The sequence below is a fragment of the Burkholderia sp. IT-111MI5 genome (genome assembly GCF_949752865.1).
GTDB lineage: Bacteria > Pseudomonadota > Gammaproteobacteria > Burkholderiales > Burkholderiaceae > Burkholderia > Burkholderia pyrrocinia_C.
On sequence record NZ_CATKIF010000014.1, the window covers coordinates 1 to 14,721 of the forward strand.

The 14,721-nt window shown below is 64.2% G+C and carries 15 protein-coding genes and 1 pseudogene; 9 read left to right on the forward strand and 7 right to left on the reverse strand.

The features are described 5' to 3' along the window. A partial coding sequence (locus tag ACM6JT_RS15780) for a hypothetical protein (RefSeq protein ID WP_414856807.1) occupies window positions 1–357 on the reverse strand: 357 nt, incomplete at its 3' end. Between the two features lie 323 nt (window positions 358–680). Then, entirely contained in the window at window positions 681–2,159 is a 1,479-nt protein-coding gene (locus tag ACM6JT_RS15785; RefSeq protein ID WP_414856808.1) for a diguanylate cyclase, read from the reverse strand. A gap of 293 nt (window positions 2,160–2,452) precedes the next feature. Between ACM6JT_RS15785 and ACM6JT_RS15790 the strand changes: the two genes are divergently transcribed. The 5 genes from ACM6JT_RS15790 to ACM6JT_RS15810 are packed head-to-tail and all read left to right on the forward strand — an operon-like array spanning window position 2,453 to window position 5,055. Continuing rightward, on the forward strand, window positions 2,453–2,869 hold the full coding sequence (locus tag ACM6JT_RS15790; protein WP_414856809.1) for a PAAR domain-containing protein: 417 nt from the start codon (window positions 2,453–2,455) through the stop codon (window positions 2,867–2,869). A 3-nt stretch (window positions 2,870–2,872) separates the two neighbouring features. Continuing rightward, the gene (locus tag ACM6JT_RS15795) at window positions 2,873–3,376 is read left to right on the forward strand and encodes a DUF4123 domain-containing protein (RefSeq protein WP_414856810.1); all 504 of its coding nucleotides are present in this window, start codon (window positions 2,873–2,875) and stop codon (window positions 3,374–3,376) included. Then, the gene (locus ACM6JT_RS15800; RefSeq protein ID WP_414856811.1) at window positions 3,369–3,845 is read left to right on the forward strand and encodes a hypothetical protein; all 477 of its coding nucleotides are present in this window, start codon (window positions 3,369–3,371) and stop codon (window positions 3,843–3,845) included. Before ACM6JT_RS15795 ends, ACM6JT_RS15800 begins: the two co-directional genes overlap by 8 nt. Beyond that, complete coding sequence (locus tag ACM6JT_RS15805) at window positions 3,802–4,332, forward strand: restriction endonuclease fold toxin 5 domain-containing protein (protein WP_414856839.1); 531 nt, start codon at window positions 3,802–3,804, stop codon at window positions 4,330–4,332. The genes ACM6JT_RS15800 and ACM6JT_RS15805 overlap by 44 nt, the downstream gene beginning before the upstream one ends. A gap of 12 nt (window positions 4,333–4,344) precedes the next feature. Then, window positions 4,345–5,055, forward strand: coding sequence for an immunity 52 family protein (locus ACM6JT_RS15810; RefSeq protein WP_414856812.1), 711 nt, complete (start codon window positions 4,345–4,347; stop codon window positions 5,053–5,055). Window positions 5,056–5,097: 42 nt separating this feature from the next. On the opposite strand, the pseudogene ACM6JT_RS15815 reads toward ACM6JT_RS15810, so the two are convergent. Beyond that, a pseudogene (locus tag ACM6JT_RS15815) lies at window positions 5,098–5,265 on the reverse strand (DNA adenine methylase); the annotation flags it as partial. 203 nt (window positions 5,266–5,468) lie between these two features. Here ACM6JT_RS15815 and mutS point away from each other — a divergent pair. Further along, complete coding sequence (gene mutS / locus ACM6JT_RS15820; RefSeq protein ID WP_414856813.1) at window positions 5,469–8,126, forward strand: DNA mismatch repair protein MutS; 2,658 nt, start codon at window positions 5,469–5,471, stop codon at window positions 8,124–8,126. After that, entirely contained in the window at window positions 8,107–9,378 is a 1,272-nt protein-coding gene (locus ACM6JT_RS15825) for a hypothetical protein (RefSeq protein WP_407970704.1), read from the forward strand. Before mutS ends, ACM6JT_RS15825 begins: the two co-directional genes overlap by 20 nt. Here the strand turns inward: ACM6JT_RS15825 and ACM6JT_RS15830 are convergent. Next, window positions 9,358–9,900, reverse strand: a complete 543-nt coding sequence (locus tag ACM6JT_RS15830) for an FKBP-type peptidyl-prolyl cis-trans isomerase (protein WP_034183585.1) — start codon at window positions 9,898–9,900, stop codon at window positions 9,358–9,360. The two genes, ACM6JT_RS15825 and ACM6JT_RS15830, sit on opposite strands and share 21 nt — an antisense overlap. A 32-nt stretch (window positions 9,901–9,932) precedes the next feature. On the opposite strand from ACM6JT_RS15830, the gene ACM6JT_RS15835 reads away from it, so the two are divergent. Next, a complete protein-coding gene (locus ACM6JT_RS15835; protein WP_034183584.1) occupies window positions 9,933–11,153 on the forward strand; it encodes a cupin domain-containing protein in 1,221 nt (406 codons plus the stop codon). Between the two features lie 56 nt (window positions 11,154–11,209). After that, complete coding sequence (locus ACM6JT_RS15840) at window positions 11,210–11,455, forward strand: hypothetical protein (RefSeq protein WP_011657350.1); 246 nt, start codon at window positions 11,210–11,212, stop codon at window positions 11,453–11,455. A 306-nt stretch (window positions 11,456–11,761) separates the two neighbouring features. On the opposite strand, the gene ACM6JT_RS15845 is transcribed toward ACM6JT_RS15840, so the two are convergent. The 3 genes from ACM6JT_RS15845 to dapA form a co-directional block, all read right to left on the reverse strand. After that, the gene (locus ACM6JT_RS15845) at window positions 11,762–12,538 is read right to left on the reverse strand and encodes an MBL fold metallo-hydrolase (RefSeq protein WP_414856814.1); all 777 of its coding nucleotides are present in this window, start codon (window positions 12,536–12,538) and stop codon (window positions 11,762–11,764) included. A gap of 4 nt (window positions 12,539–12,542) precedes the next feature. Further along, entirely contained in the window at window positions 12,543–13,685 is a 1,143-nt protein-coding gene (gene bamC / locus ACM6JT_RS15850) for an outer membrane protein assembly factor BamC (RefSeq protein ID WP_034183582.1), read from the reverse strand. A gap of 111 nt (window positions 13,686–13,796) precedes the next feature. Further along, complete coding sequence (gene dapA, locus ACM6JT_RS15855) at window positions 13,797–14,702, reverse strand: 4-hydroxy-tetrahydrodipicolinate synthase (protein ID WP_034183581.1); 906 nt, start codon at window positions 14,700–14,702, stop codon at window positions 13,797–13,799. Window positions 14,703–14,721 lie beyond the last annotated feature (19 nt).

The window sequence follows — 14,721 nt, forward strand, 5'->3', positions numbered from 1 at the left end:
GCCATGCGTGCCAATATTGGAGTTCCAGTCGACGGTCATCTGCACCTGCTGCCAATTGACAGCTGCTTGGATAATCGTGCCGAATCGCATGTTGGGAAACACCCGCTCAAGCTCATGCCACGGGACGGCCTGATGGGTTACCGGATGCATCGGATTTACCAAAATGAGCACTTGCTCCGGACTGCCTTGTGGCTCGAACGGAACTATTCGCCCTATCGTGATCGCGCCAGCGCTCCCTCTCCCCGGAAACAACGAGACACTACCACCGACCTTGCTAGCATCAACACGTTCTGCGTCGATAGTAACCCTTCCATACCAGCCCATTGCCGCAAAATCCCCTATCCATTGCCCGAGCATTCGAATCCTCGATGGTTGGTTGCCTCAAATCGTGATTGCCAACTACCTGTCAACTATGGCAACTAGTGTAAGTCGGCGGCAACCATGGCAGTCAAGTTAGGACGTCGCGCATGGAAACGCGGTACGGCGACCAAAGCGACTTTCCCGCCACCACCATCAGGTCGGTTGCCATCGTCCAATGCGCCCCATAGTTCAGGGGATGGAATGATAAGCGTAAGGCTTGTCCAGCAAGGCTTCCGCCCCTTGCTGTAGCAAATCTGTAGCACACAAAAAAGCCCGCTCGACGCGGGCTTTCGTATTCTTGAACCTACCAAATCGCCCCATCAAGCTGCTACGTGCGACGTAGCGACCTTGTTCCGCCCGGTTAACTTTGCGTAGTACAGCGCCTCGTCTGCCACCTTGATCACCGCGCTTGGCTCACCATCTTGATCCGACGTCCACGTCGCCAGGCCAATGCTGGCCGTCACGCGTCCATATTCGCTGCCGGCGTGCTCAAGTGCCAGATCGTCGATCGCTGCACGAATCCGTTCGGCAATCTGCGCGGCTCCGGTCTGCGGCGTGTCTGGGAGCAGCACGACGAATTCCTCCCCGCCATAGCGAGCCGCTGTATCGACCGGGCGTCGGATGCTCTCGCCGATACAACGGGCGACCGCAGCCAGCGCATCATCCCCTGCCTGATGGCCGTAAGTATCGTTGTAAGCCTTAAAGCGGTCGACGTCGACGAACAGCAGCGAGAAGACAGAATGCGCGCGTCTGGCGCGACGCCACTCCCGGTCCAACACCTCCCCGAAGCTGCGGCGATTGTTCAGGCCAGTGAGCCCGTCGGTGCGTGCAAGCAGCACCAGTTCGGACTCAGCACGCATACGACGCCGCAGTTGCCCACTGAGCAAGATCGACAGCGCGATGAAAGCAGCGCCGAAGGTGGCTACTAATGCGCCGATTGTTACGGCGCGGTGCCGCCACGCGGCATAGATGTCCTGCTCGGCTTCTGCCACCATGATGATCAGCGGCAGCTTGGGCAGGTGCTTGAAGTAGTAGAGCCGGCGCACGCCGTCGATTGAGGCGGTCTCCGAGAACACCCCCTCTGGTGCGGACTTGAACCGCTGGAAAGTCGCGGCCTTGCTGATGTCGCGGCCGACGATACCCTCTTTGTACGGTTGACGCATCACCATGATGCCGTCCGTGCCGATCAGTGAAATCGAACCGTGCTGTCCGAGCGACAGGCCAGAGAACAGTTGGTGGAAGTACTCAAGGTTGAGGCCGATCAGCGCGATGCCGGCAAACGAGCCATCCGGGTTCGAGATGCGCCGCGACAGTGCAATGCTCGGCGTGCCGCCGCGCAGGCGCGATGCAAACGGATCGCTGACATAAAGACCAATATTCGGGTTATCGCGATGCACCGTGAAGTACTTCCGATCGGCGAAATTCCCCTTGCGCGGCACGTCGTTGGCCGAGTCCAGGATGATGTTGCCCCCTGCATCGAGCACCAGCATTGAACCGATGAATTTGGCACTCATTGCGTGGTCGAACAGCACGGCTCGGCGCACCGCGGGCGCTGCCGCCATCACGTCAGGCCGCTGGAAGCCATGGATCACCTGCTGCAAGGACAGGTCGTAGAGTTCGAAGTTACGCTCAATGTCGCGCTCGGCCATGAGGCCGAGATTGCGCGATGTTTCGCTGGCGCGTTCGAGCGCGTCGTGGCGACTCTGGAACAGCTGCAGCACGCACAGGCCCATCAGCGCGCAGGCGATCACGATGCCGACTGGCACGATCAAATAGGGGGCCGCCTTCCGAGAATGCATGGTCTCCTCATCGCAAAATGAGCCTCGCCGGACGCTGGGCCTTTTCCGCATACTAAATTGGACGGGCATATTTGCAAGCGCGGCGTGAAACAGACCGGAAATCCCAACTCATGCAATGCCGTCGAAGCTACGAGGAAAACCCGACCAGCGAATAACAACTATATGTCTGAGCGATGACAACACGTTCAGCAGGCTCCGTTAACACGAGTTGACGGGCCCCGCCCCTCCCTGACGATCGACTGTTCTCCCGAAAATGGTAAATTCATACGAAAACCAGACCTACGAGAGAACATATGGCCCGAGCCATGATCTGCGTCGGCGATACGACGACGCATGGCGGCCGCGTGCTGGAGGGCACCGCGACCGCAACCATTGACGGGAAACCCATTGCCGGCGTCGGGCACAAGGTACTTTGCCCGCAGTGCAAGGGGGTCTTTCCGATCCTGCCCGCGACAGGTCGGCGATATCCACACACTTTTGACGGGCGCGAAACCGCCATCGAGGGCATGAAGACCGCGTGCGGGGCGACACTGATCGCATCGCAGTCGTCCGCCACGCTCGACGACGTCGGATCTGGCGAAGCGACGACTGGCGGCGCAGTCGCGGCCGTCGCCGCTACTGCAGCAGCGCTCACCCCCTCGCCAACGCTCTGCCTCGAATGCCTGAAAGCTGCGGCCGAGAATGCCGCGACGATGATCGCGCGCGGGTAGCACATGACCGGAAATTCGATCGAAGCATTCTTCTTCAAGCGGCAACAGCAGTTGACCATGCAGGTGCACCTGTACGCGCTTGTCGACGGCCTTCTTTACGCCGACGCGGCCGACGGTTCATCCCTGCAACGATCACAGTCGGCCGCCGCTCTGTTCGACAGCACACCCGACGCGTCGCTGGCCGATGCCGGACCGTGGCTAGTCGACTACGAGCGCGCATCCGGCAATACCCGCCGGACGCTTTCTGCCATGGCCGGCAGCTCCACGGGCGTGTCCTGGCTGATCAGCGCATATCCGATTGAATCGCTCGCCGACGAGCTGCGCCACCATCTCGACGTACGCTTGCCGGATGGGCGCACCGCCCTGCTCCGCTTCTACGATGCCCGCATCATGGCCGACGTCGCGTCGCTGATGGAATTCACGCAGCGCATGCAATTCTTCGTGCCGACGTTCAACTGGCTCGTCGAAGTGAATGGAAAACTAAGGGGAGTACACCCGCATGCTTGAGCTGACAAGCGAACAGGTCGCCGGCCTTGCCGAGATCGACGCGCGCGGATACGTCGAGCGCGTCAGGCAGGATCTCGTCAAAGCTGATCCAAAACTCGCCGACGACAGCACACTGCCCACGCGGCTTTGGAACGCATACGTAGCTGCGCGTCAGCTCGGCATCCATGCAGACGAAAACGTCGAGGCGTTTCTGCGAATCGAAGCGTACGCGCCGAGCTTCTACACGAAGCCAGCCACGCGAGCGTGGCTCATGCGGCCCGGCCGATCACCAGACGAACGGTTTCACGATTACCTTCGCGTCATAAAGTGGCGTGTCGAACATCCGGAATACAACGGGGGACTTGAGAATGGCAGCAGCACTTCCACTACTGGAGGGGGTATTGGCGGAACTTGGGCCGGTCTTGGCGCGAGCTGGCGCCGCCTTGTTGGGTGGGGTAGGACTGGCGGGGACAGCGAGCCTGTCAAGTGACACGCCGAAGGACGAGAGCAAGGCAAAGACCGACGCCAAGGCCGTACCGCGTACCGGAGAGAAGTGCAAGAAGTGCCCGCCGGAGGAAACGGGCAAGGCAGAGAACAAGAGGCACCATATGTCCAACCACGCTCGCGAGTATCAAGGTCGCATCACGGGACGGCCGTACAGCAACGAGGGTGGATGGAACGAAGAATGGCTGTTCCAAGGCGTTTATTTCGACGGCTTTTTGCCAGCAGACTGCATGCTCCAAGAAGCCAAGTCGCGCTATGCCAGGTTCCTTCAGCGCGATGACGACGGCGAACTTGAACCCGCCGATTGGTTCAAAGGCTGGCCCACGACCATCTCGGACATTTCGCGACAGGCCAACGCGATCAAGCCGTTCCCGCCAACGCGATTGACGTGGTACTTTGAAGAATCAGAGGTGCGAGAGTTTCTGCTCAAAGAGTTGATGCGAAACTCGGTCCTTTCCGTTGTACAACCGTAACCCGATATCAAGATGGACTTCAGCCTTCAGTTCAGGGACGCTTCACTTGCCCCGACAGACTTCGAACAGATTCTGTCGCGCATTCACGTAGTCACCTCCACGATGGGTGCAATCGATCCGAACCTAGGGACATGGTTTGCGCAAGGCGAGAGCGTAGACGAAGCACTACTCTACCCGGCGTTCGAAGACGGCAAGCCGTCGACTGCCCTCCTCGCGGTCCTAAAGCATGAGTTTTCAGCCGATCCGTCGCTCACGTTCGTTGCGCTGTGGAATGGGAATCAGAACAAGGGGCAAGGTGCGTCCCTCGCGTGCCACGTCGGCGAGAATGTCGGCCCAAACTCATTCGATGCAAAAATTTCCGATGCTGCGGTGCTAACGAACATTGCATCAGTTCAGCAAATTGTTAAAGCCACGGTGGTTGCATTCAATCCCGCTTACGTTTCCGTCTCACCACGGAGCTACGCCACTAAGCAGGTATTCGACGACAAGCCGGGAGTCGGGTGGATGATCTATTTGCCAAAGGTCATCACGCAACAGCAGGTGCCAGAAGCCCGCGATCTCATCCCGGTTCCGGAGGCAGGAAAACTGCAGACCGGCACCATCATCGTCAGCACAACCGATGCCCCGTTCTCGATGAAGAACCCCGAGCACATCGAGACGGCAAACCGGATCGAGATCCGACTCGTTGAGCAAGATCTCCTCCCCGCCTTCAAGGATCTGTAAGCGCGATGCCGGTGCGATCCGTTGCGCCGGCATCATCGGTGAGAACAACCCTACAGGCTGCGCCGCGTCATCCCAACTGAAGATAATCGACTCGTTTCGTTCAGCAGTCCGCCCCCCTCCGCCAACGGTGTACTGGCTCGGTACAGTCTCGATATGGAATTCATCGAACGTCCACCGAATGTCGGGATGATCGTTCAGACTCGCGATCGCACTCCTCGTGTCGCCGCGGGGTGCTTGTGCCCCGCCCCACCCCATGCACCCGGTCTCGCATCTCGCCCTCGGACGGGTCATCTTGTCAAAGGACGCACATAGTCGTATCGAGCGATCCACAGGCCGATCGGCCAACTTCGAGCGTAATCGTCGGGGCCACTGGTAAACTCGGGCAACCCAAGCAACAACTTCATGCCTGACCTATGACCACGCTGTCGCCCGAGGCCTTTGCAGGCCACACTCCAATGATGCAGCAGTACCTGCGCATCAAGGCCGACCATCCCGACACCCTCGTGTTCTACCGGATGGGCGACTTCTACGAGTTGTTTTTCGAAGATGCCGAAAAGGCCTCGCGCCTGCTCGACCTGACCCTCACGCAGCGCGGCGCCACAGCCGGCACGCCGATCAAGATGGCCGGCGTGCCGCATCACGCGGTCGAGCAGTATCTTGCGAAGCTCGTGAAGATGGGCGAATCGGTCGCGATCTGCGAGCAGATCGGCGATCCGGCCACGTCGAAGGGCCCCGTCGAGCGCAAGGTCGTGCGCGTCGTCACGCCCGGCACGCTGACCGATGCCGCGCTGCTGTCCGACAAGAACGACGTCTACCTGCTCGCGATGTGCACGGGCCACAACAAGCGCGGCGTCGCGGTCAACATCGGCCTCGCGTGGCTGAACCTCGCAAGCGGTGCGCTGCGGCTCGCCGAAATCGAACCCGAGCAGCTCGGCGCCGCGCTCGAGCGCATCCGGCCGGCCGAAATCCTGACGGCGGACGGCGCAACCGACGCCGTGCCGGCAGGCACGGGCGCAACCAAGCGCGTGCCGGCGTGGCACTTCGACATCGCGTCGGGCACGCAACGCCTGTGCGACCAGCTCGATGTCGCGAGCCTCGACGGTTTCGGTGCGCATTCGCTGACGAGCGCCTGCGGCGCGGCCGGTGCGCTGCTGCTCTACGCAGCAGCCACGCAAGGCCAGCAACTGCGGCATGTGCGCAGTCTGAAGGTCGAGAACGAAACCGAATACATCGGGCTCGATCCGGCCACGCGCCGCAACCTCGAACTGACCGAGACGCTGCGCGGCACCGAGTCGCCGACGCTGTATTCGCTGCTCGACACCTGCTGCACGACGATGGGCAGCCGCCTGCTGCGTCACTGGCTGCATCACCCGCCGCGCGCGTCGGTCGCCGCGCAGTCGCGCCAGCAGGCGATCGGCGCGCTGCTCGATGCGCCGGCGAATGCAAGCCTCGACGCACTGCGCAGCGCGCTGCGCCAGATCGCCGACGTCGAACGGATCACCGGGCGTCTCGCGCTGCTGTCCGCGCGCCCGCGGGACCTGTCGAGCCTGCGCGACACGTTCGCCGCGCTGCCGGCGCTGCGCGAGCGCATCGGCGCGATCGTCGCGAATGCGGATGCGCTCACCCGTGTCGACGCGGCGCTCGCGCCGCCCGCCGAATGCCTCGACCTGCTGACGAGCGCGATTGCGCCCGAGCCGGCCGCCATGGTGCGCGACGGCGGCGTGATCGCGCGCGGCTACGACGCCGAGCTCGACGAGCTGCGCGACATCTCGGAGAACTGCGGGCAATTCCTGATCGATCTCGAAGCGCGCGAACGCACGCGCACCGGCATCGCGAACCTGCGCGTCGAATACAACAAGGTGCACGGCTTCTACATCGAGGTCACGCGCGGCCAGACCGACAAGGTGCCCGACGACTACCGCCGCCGCCAGACGCTGAAGAACGCCGAGCGCTACATCACGCCCGAACTGAAGACCTTCGAGGACAAGGCACTGTCCGCGCAGGAACGCGCGCTGGCGCGCGAGCGCGCGCTGTACGACGCGGTGCTGCAGGCGCTGCTGCCGTTCATCCCCGAGTGCCAGCGCGTCGCGTCGGCACTCGCCGAGCTCGACCTGCTCGCCGCATTCGCAGAACGCGCACGCGCGCTCGACTGGGTCGCGCCGACCTTCACCGACGAGATCGGCATCGAAATCGAACAAGGCCGCCACCCGGTCGTCGAAGCGCAGGTCGAGCAGTTCATCGCGAACGACTGCCGGTTCGGCACCGAACGCAAGCTGCTGCTGATCACCGGTCCGAACATGGGCGGTAAGTCGACGTTCATGCGGCAGACCGCACTGATCGCGCTGATGGCTTACGTCGGCAGCTACGTGCCGGCGAAGTCCGCATGCTTCGGTCCGATCGACCGGATCTTCACGCGCATCGGCGCGGCCGACGATCTCGCGGGCGGCCGTTCGACGTTCATGGTCGAGATGACCGAGGCCGCGGCGATCCTCAACGACGCGACCCCGCAAAGCCTCGTGCTGATGGACGAGATCGGCCGCGGCACGTCGACGTTCGACGGCCTGGCGCTCGCATGGGCCATCGCGCGCCACCTGCTTGCGCACAACGCCTGCTACACGCTGTTCGCGACGCACTACTTCGAGCTGACGCAACTGCCGGCCGAATTCCCGCACGCAGCCAACGTGCACCTGTCGGCCGTCGAGCATGGCCACGGCATCGTGTTCCTGCACGCGGTCAACGAAGGCCCGGCGAACCAGAGTTACGGCCTGCAGGTCGCGCAGCTCGCGGGCGTCCCGGCGCCCGTGATCCGCGCCGCGCGCAAGCACCTCGCCTATCTCGAACAGCAGTCGGCGGTACAGCACACGCCGCAACTCGACCTGTTCAGCGCGCAGCCGGTGGTCGCCGACGATTTCGAATGCGCGGACGCGCCGGCGCTGCCCGACACACCGCATCCGGCGCTCGAGAAGCTGCGCGACATCGACCCCGACGATCTCAAGCCGCGCGAAGCGCTCGACCTGCTGTACGAGCTGCGCACGCTGGTCCGGTCGCACGATGCCGACGGGCACGCGTAAGCGCATCCCGCGGCGCCTGCCGGCCCGCGCCGCCGCCACGCTCGCCGCGGCGGTACTGGCGCTCGCGCAGGCCGGCGCGCTGGCAGCGCCGCCGAAGCGTGCCACCGCGCCCTACTCGTTCGCGGTCGTGTCGGGCGTCATCAACGTACCGGCGGACGAACCGGCGACCCAGCGGCTGCTCGATTCGATCGCGCGCGAGCGCAACCTCGCTTTCGTCGTCTATGCGGGCGATCTCAAGGGCTCGAAGGAAGCGTGCCGCGATGCGCTGTATTCGCAGCGCGGCGCGATCCTGGACGCCGCACGCGTGCCGCTCGTCTTCATCCCCGGCCACGACGACTGGGTAACGTGCAACACCGTGGCCGGCGGCAACTACGATCCGGTCGAACGGCTCGACTTCCTGCGGCAGACGCTGCTCGCCGATTCGGCGCTGCCCGACCCGGGCGCGCTGCAGATCACGCGGGAAAGCGAGATCGCCCGGTTCCGGCCGTATCGCGAAAACGCACGCTGGATGCGCGACGACATCGTCTATGTCGCACTCAACGCACCGGCGCCGAACAACCACTTCCTGACGGCCGGCGGCCGCAACGGCGAATTCGAGGACCGCGTCATCGCGAACGGGTTCTGGATCGATCACGCAGCCGAATACGCGAAGCGGCGCGAAGCGCGTGCGATGGTGGTGATTTTCGAAGGCGATCCGCAATTCGAACGCTATGAACGCTCGGAGCGGTTCGCGTGGCTGCGTTTCAACCGGCCGCGCGTGCGCGACGGCTTCCGCGAGTTGAAACGAACGCTGGTGAAGGCGGCGACGACGTTCCGCGGCCCGATACTGGTGCTGCACGCGAGCGGCGAACCGCTCGCGAACGGCTTTCTGATCGATCGACCGCTGCGGACCGACGACGGCGACCTGGTGGGAAACGTGACGCGCGTCGCGATCGGACCGCGCCATCCGGTGAATCAGTGGGTAAAGGTGAGCGTGTCGCCGGCACGGCAGACGATCTTCAACGTGAGCCTGCAGGAGGTACCGAAGAACCTGCCTGTGCCGCCCGCGCTGCCGCTCGTGCCGCACGACGATGTCCCGCTGCCGCAGATGCCGGAAATCCCCGCGTTGCCGGCGCTGCCCGACTCGTCGGCGGTCGCGCCGCCGCTGCAGGGTGACGGCGCCGCACCCGGCGGCGCGTCGTGGCCGGCACCGCCCCCTGCATCGGGGTCGGCGCCCGGCCTGCCTGCGAGCTCAGTGCAGGGTGCGCCCTGACGGCGATTCGCCGTCTTCGTCTTCGTCCTCGTCGACGATCTCGAGCCCTTCCGCGCCATGCGCGTGCTCGTGCTCGATTTCGTCTTCGGTTGCTTCGCGGACGTCCTTCACCGTGAGTGCGAAACGCAGCGCCATGCCTGCCAGCGGGTGATTGCCGTCGAGCACGACCTTGTCTTCGGCGACGTCGGTGACCGTATAGATCAGCGAATCGACGTCCTCGTCGCCGTCTTCCGGCGTGCCTTCGAACTGCATGCCCACTTCGAGCGGCTCGGGGAAGCGATCGCGCGGCTCGATCTTCACGAGTTCGGGATCGTAGTCGCCGAACGCGTCCTGCGGCTCGAGCTGAATCTGCGCCTGGTAACCCGGCTCGTGCCCGTCGAGCTGTTCCTCGATCTTGGGGAACGTGCCATCATAGCCGCCGTGCAGATAGACCATCGGCTCGTCGCTTTCCTCGATCAGATTGCCCTGTGCATCCGACAGCTTGTAAGTGACCGATACGACGGTGTTTTTTGCGATTTTCATCCAATTCTCCCAAATACAAGTCTCATTATACGATGCGCAACCGGTCTCAAGCCGAACCGCGGGATGCCGCTGCCGCCCCGCTCGGCGCGCCGCCTTCCGATCTTCCCACACCATTGCTCGGCGGTCTCACGCCGGCGCAATTCATGCGCGGCTACTGGCAAAAGAAGCCGCTCCTGATCCGCCAGGCGATCCCCGGCGTTGCGTCGCCGGTCACGCGCGATGCGCTGTTCGAGCTCGCATCCGACTATGACGCGGAATCGCGACTGATCACCCATTTTCGTAACAAGTGGCAACTGGCGCACGGGCCGTTCGAGCCCGACTCGCTGCCGGCCGTCACGCGCAAGTCCTGGACCCTGCTCGTGCAGGGGCTCGACCTGCATGTCGACGCGGCACGCGCGTTGCTCGACCGCTTCCGCTTCATCCCGGACGCGCGGCTGGACGACCTGATGATCTCGTATGCGACCGACGGCGGTGGCGTCGGCCCGCACTTCGATTCATACGACGTATTCCTGCTGCAGGTCGAAGGCCGGCGCCGCTGGCGCGTCGGTGCGCAGAAAGACCTGTCGCTGCAACCGGACGTGCCGCTGAAGATTCTCGAAAACTTCGAACCGAGCGACGAATGGGTGCTGGAGCCCGGCGACATGCTGTATCTGCCGCCGCACATCGCGCACGACGGCGTCGCAGAAGGCGAATGCATGACCTGCTCGATCGGCTTCCGGGCCCCGTCCGCGGGCGAGCTGGGCGCCCAGTTCCTGTACTACCTCGCGGAGCGCGGCGGCCTGCGCGACGGGAACGGCGACGACCTCTACCGCGATCCGAAGCAGCCGGCCGTCGACACGCCCGCGCAGCTGCCTCCGGCGATGGTCGAACGCGTCGCCGAGATCGTCGACGCAATCCGCTGGCGCAAGCGCGACGTCGCCGAATTCCTCGGCTGCTACCTGAGCGAGCCCAAGCCGAACGTCGTATTCGATCCACCCGCACGTCCGCTGACCGAGGCCGCGTTCGTCGCGCAAGCGTCACGCCGCGGCGTATGTCTCGACAGAAGGGCCGCATTGATGTATAACGCGCGATCGTACTTCATTAATGGCGAGGAAGGACCGCTCGAGCAGGCCGGCGAATGGCTGCCCGAACTGGCCAATCAACGCCAGGTGGAGGCGAAACGGTTTGTAACACTATCTCAGGTTCCCTCGATGACAGCCTTGTTGCACGAGTGGTATCGTGCGGGCTGGATACGGGTCGGAAGCCGGAATTAGTGTGAGTCGCCCCGTATGCCCATACAGATCAAATTCTGTATGGGAAAGACAACGTATTGACCCCGCATTTGTCGACGGTCGATAGGAAAGTGCATATAATTTCCGCCCAAGCCGTAGGGAAGATTCACGCTCTAGAAGTGCGTCTCCACCAGCGGCCCAGGTCGGTGTTGGAGCACATTACCGGTATTGTTTCGCGCTGTTGCTTACCTTTAACCATAAAAGGACGTGATCATGAAGAAATCCCTCCTCGTAGCTTCCCTGTTGGCTGCTGTTGCACTGGCTGCTTGCAACAAGAGCGCTGATCAAGCTGCTTCGTCGGCTGCAAGCGACGCAGCTGCTGCTGCTTCGTCGGCTGCTTCGGCAGTTGCTGGTGCTGCGAGCGACGCTTCGGCTGCTGCTTCGTCGGCAACGGCTGCTGCGAGCGACGCTGCTGCTGCAGTGGCGTCGGCTGCTTCGGCAGCGACGGCTGCTCCGGCTTCGGGCGCAAGCCAGTAAGCCTCAGCGTCAGCTGAAAAAAAACCGGCCCGAGGGCCGGTTTTTTTACGTCTGCAGGTTCCGGATCGATCGCCCGTCCGCCGCACCGGGCCGCCGCAGCGGCCCTGCCCCGCTCATCCGAGCATCAGCCAGTCGAATCCCGCGTCCTGCGTGGCCACGACCACCTCCTCCCCGCTCGTCCCCAGCACGCCGGCAAACGCCCGGCGCGCCAGTTCCGGCAGGTTGTTCTGCTGGCTCAGGTGCGCCGCGACCAGGTGCTTGAGGCGGCTGCGTTCGAGCGACGCGAGGATGTCGGCCGCCGCGTCGTTGCTCAGGTGGCCGTGGTTGCCGCCGATCCGCGCCTTCAGCGACTGCGGATAGCGGCTCGCGGCCAGCATCGCGGGGTCATGGTTGGATTCGAGCACCAGCGCGTCACAGCCGCTCAGGACGGCCGTGATGTGCGGCGTGGCCATTCCGACGTCCGTCAGCACGCCGAGCCGGCTGCAGCCGTCCATGAAGACGAACTGGAGCGGTTCGCGCGCATCGTGAGGGACCGTATAGGGCATGACGGCCAGATCGCGTATCGCGGCCGTCTCGTCGCCCCACAGCACGTGGAGATCGACATCGGCCTCGTCCGCGCCGACCGCGCGCGCGGTGCCCCAGCTCATGTAGAGCGGCAGCGACGCACGCCGGGCGAGCGTCAGCGCGCTGCCGACGTGGTCGCTGTGTTCATGGGTGATGAGGATCGCATCGAGATCATCGATGCCGAGATTCAGTCGGCCGAGCCGACGCTCGACCTCCTTGGCAGAAAAGCCGCAGTCGAGCAGCACGCGGGTGGTCGTCGTGCCGCTCGAGGCCTCGACGACCAGCGCGTTGCCTTCGCTGCCGCTTCCGAGGCTGGCGAATCGCACGCGCTCAGTTCAGCTGCGCATGCAGCAGCGAAATGATCCGCTGCGCGTCCGACGAGTTGTCGACCTGCCCGTTTGCGCCGACCACCGCGACCTGTGTACCGCCGCCTTGCGCGCGCACGTTGACCAGGAATTCCCGGCCCGGCTTCGCCGCCGACGGACCGCCGTAGAACAGCTTGCCGAACAGGCCGTCGCGCTTGAGCTCTTCCATCGAATTCGCATAGCGCACGGTATATACGCCCTTCTCGCGGTCGCGATTGTCGACCGTGAAGTTCGTACGGTCGAGCGCGAGGCCCACGCGCAGCCACGCACGGTCGAACGACTCGGCCAGCTGCAGCGTCGCTGCGCCGCTGCTCGTGTCGCCGACCTGCGCCGGCGCCGTCGCGGGACGTGCATCGGTCAGCAGTTGCTTCGCCTGCGCGTCGGTCAAGCCGAACTTCTGCATCAGCTTCGACAGGAACACGGCTTCGAGCACCGGGTTGCGCGGACGCTCTTCCCAGCGCGACGACGTGCCGCCCTGCGGGCCGACCATCATTTCTTCCATCGCGCTATGCGTGATCGAGATGTCGGTATTGCCGTCCGACGTGCGGTTCACGAGCGTACGGAAACGGTCGCGCGTGCCGGACGAGTACGCGAAATCGATGACCTTGCCGATCGTGCGGCGGAACCAGTCGTCGGGAATGTTCGCGCGGTTCTCGGCCCAGTCGGTGGCCATGATGCCCGTCGACGGCGCGTCGGTCTTCAGCGAGAAGCCGTTCTCCTGCCAGAACTCCTTCAGGATCGGCCACAGCTGCTCGGGCGTCCGGCCATCGACGACGAGCCAGCGGCGATCGCCGTCGCGCTCGATGTGCATGCCGAGAGGATCCTGCGCGCTCGGGATGCCGTCGGTCGCGTTGCCGGCCTGCGTCGTGGCCCGCGGCGGCAGCGTGCCGAGCCCCGCGTTGGTCGGCGGCGCGACGAACTGCTGGGTCGTCGGCACCGGCTTCAGGTCGCTCGGCACCGCGAGCGGCGGCGCCGAACCGGTGTTCTTGTAGTTGACCCGGTCGGGAGCCAGGTAGTCGTTCAGCGTATCGCAGCCAGCGAGCGCGCCCAGCGCCAGCGCCACCATCGACATCTGGATGGCGCGAGAGGAAAAGGCGAAACGTTTCATGAAATCCTTCGTCTTGCTTGAACGCTCGTCAGGAGCGGCGCCGGACGGAGCCGGCCGGTGCGGGTTGATCAGGGGTCGAGCCGGCGGCCGCAGGACGCGGCCGCCTCGGCATCAGGCGAGGACGCCGGCCTCGACGAGGGCCGAACGCACGGCGTCGTGGTAGCGCTCGTCGAGCGCCGTGAGCGGCAGCCGGATGCCGCCCTGCATCTTGCCCATCGCCTGCAGTGCCCACTTCACCGGAATCGGGTTCGCCTCGATGAACAGGTTCTTGTGCAGCGACAGCAGCTTCATGTGCAGTTCGCGGGCCGTCTGCACGTCGCCGGCCAGCGCCGCGCGGCACAGCTCGCTCATCGCGCGCGGCGCGACGTTCGCCGTCACCGAGATGTTGCCGTGGCCGCCGAGCAGCATCAGCGCGATCGCGGTCGGATCGTCGCCGCTGTAGATCGCGAAATGCTTCGGCGCGGCCTTGATCAGGTGCGCGGCGCGATCGATGTTGCCGGTCGCTTCCTTCACGCCGATGATGCCCGGCACCTGCGCGAGACGCAGCATCGTCTCGTTCGCCATATCGGCGACCGTGCGGCCCGGCACGTTGTACAGGATCACCGGCAGGTCGACCGCTTCGGCGATCGTCTTGAAGTGACGGTACATGCCCTCCTGCGTCGGCTTGTTGTAGTACGGCACGACCTGCAGCGTCGCGTCCGCACCGACCGATTTCGCGTGCTTCGTCAGCTCGATCGCCTCGGCGGTCGAGTTGCCGCCCGCGCCCGCGATGATCGGGATGCGTTTCGCCGCATGCTCGACCGCCGTGCGGATCATCAGGATGTGCTCTTCGACGTTGAGCGTTGCCGACTCGCCGCTCGTACCGACGACGACGAGCGCATCGGTGCCTTCCGCGATGTGCCAGTCGATCAGTTTGCGAAACGCCGGCAGGTCGAGACTGCCGTCTTCGAGCATCGGGGTGACGATCGCGGGGATGCTGCCGCGGATTTGAATGCCGTCTTGGGTGCCGTTAGCCATGAAACGCGATTGAATGTGT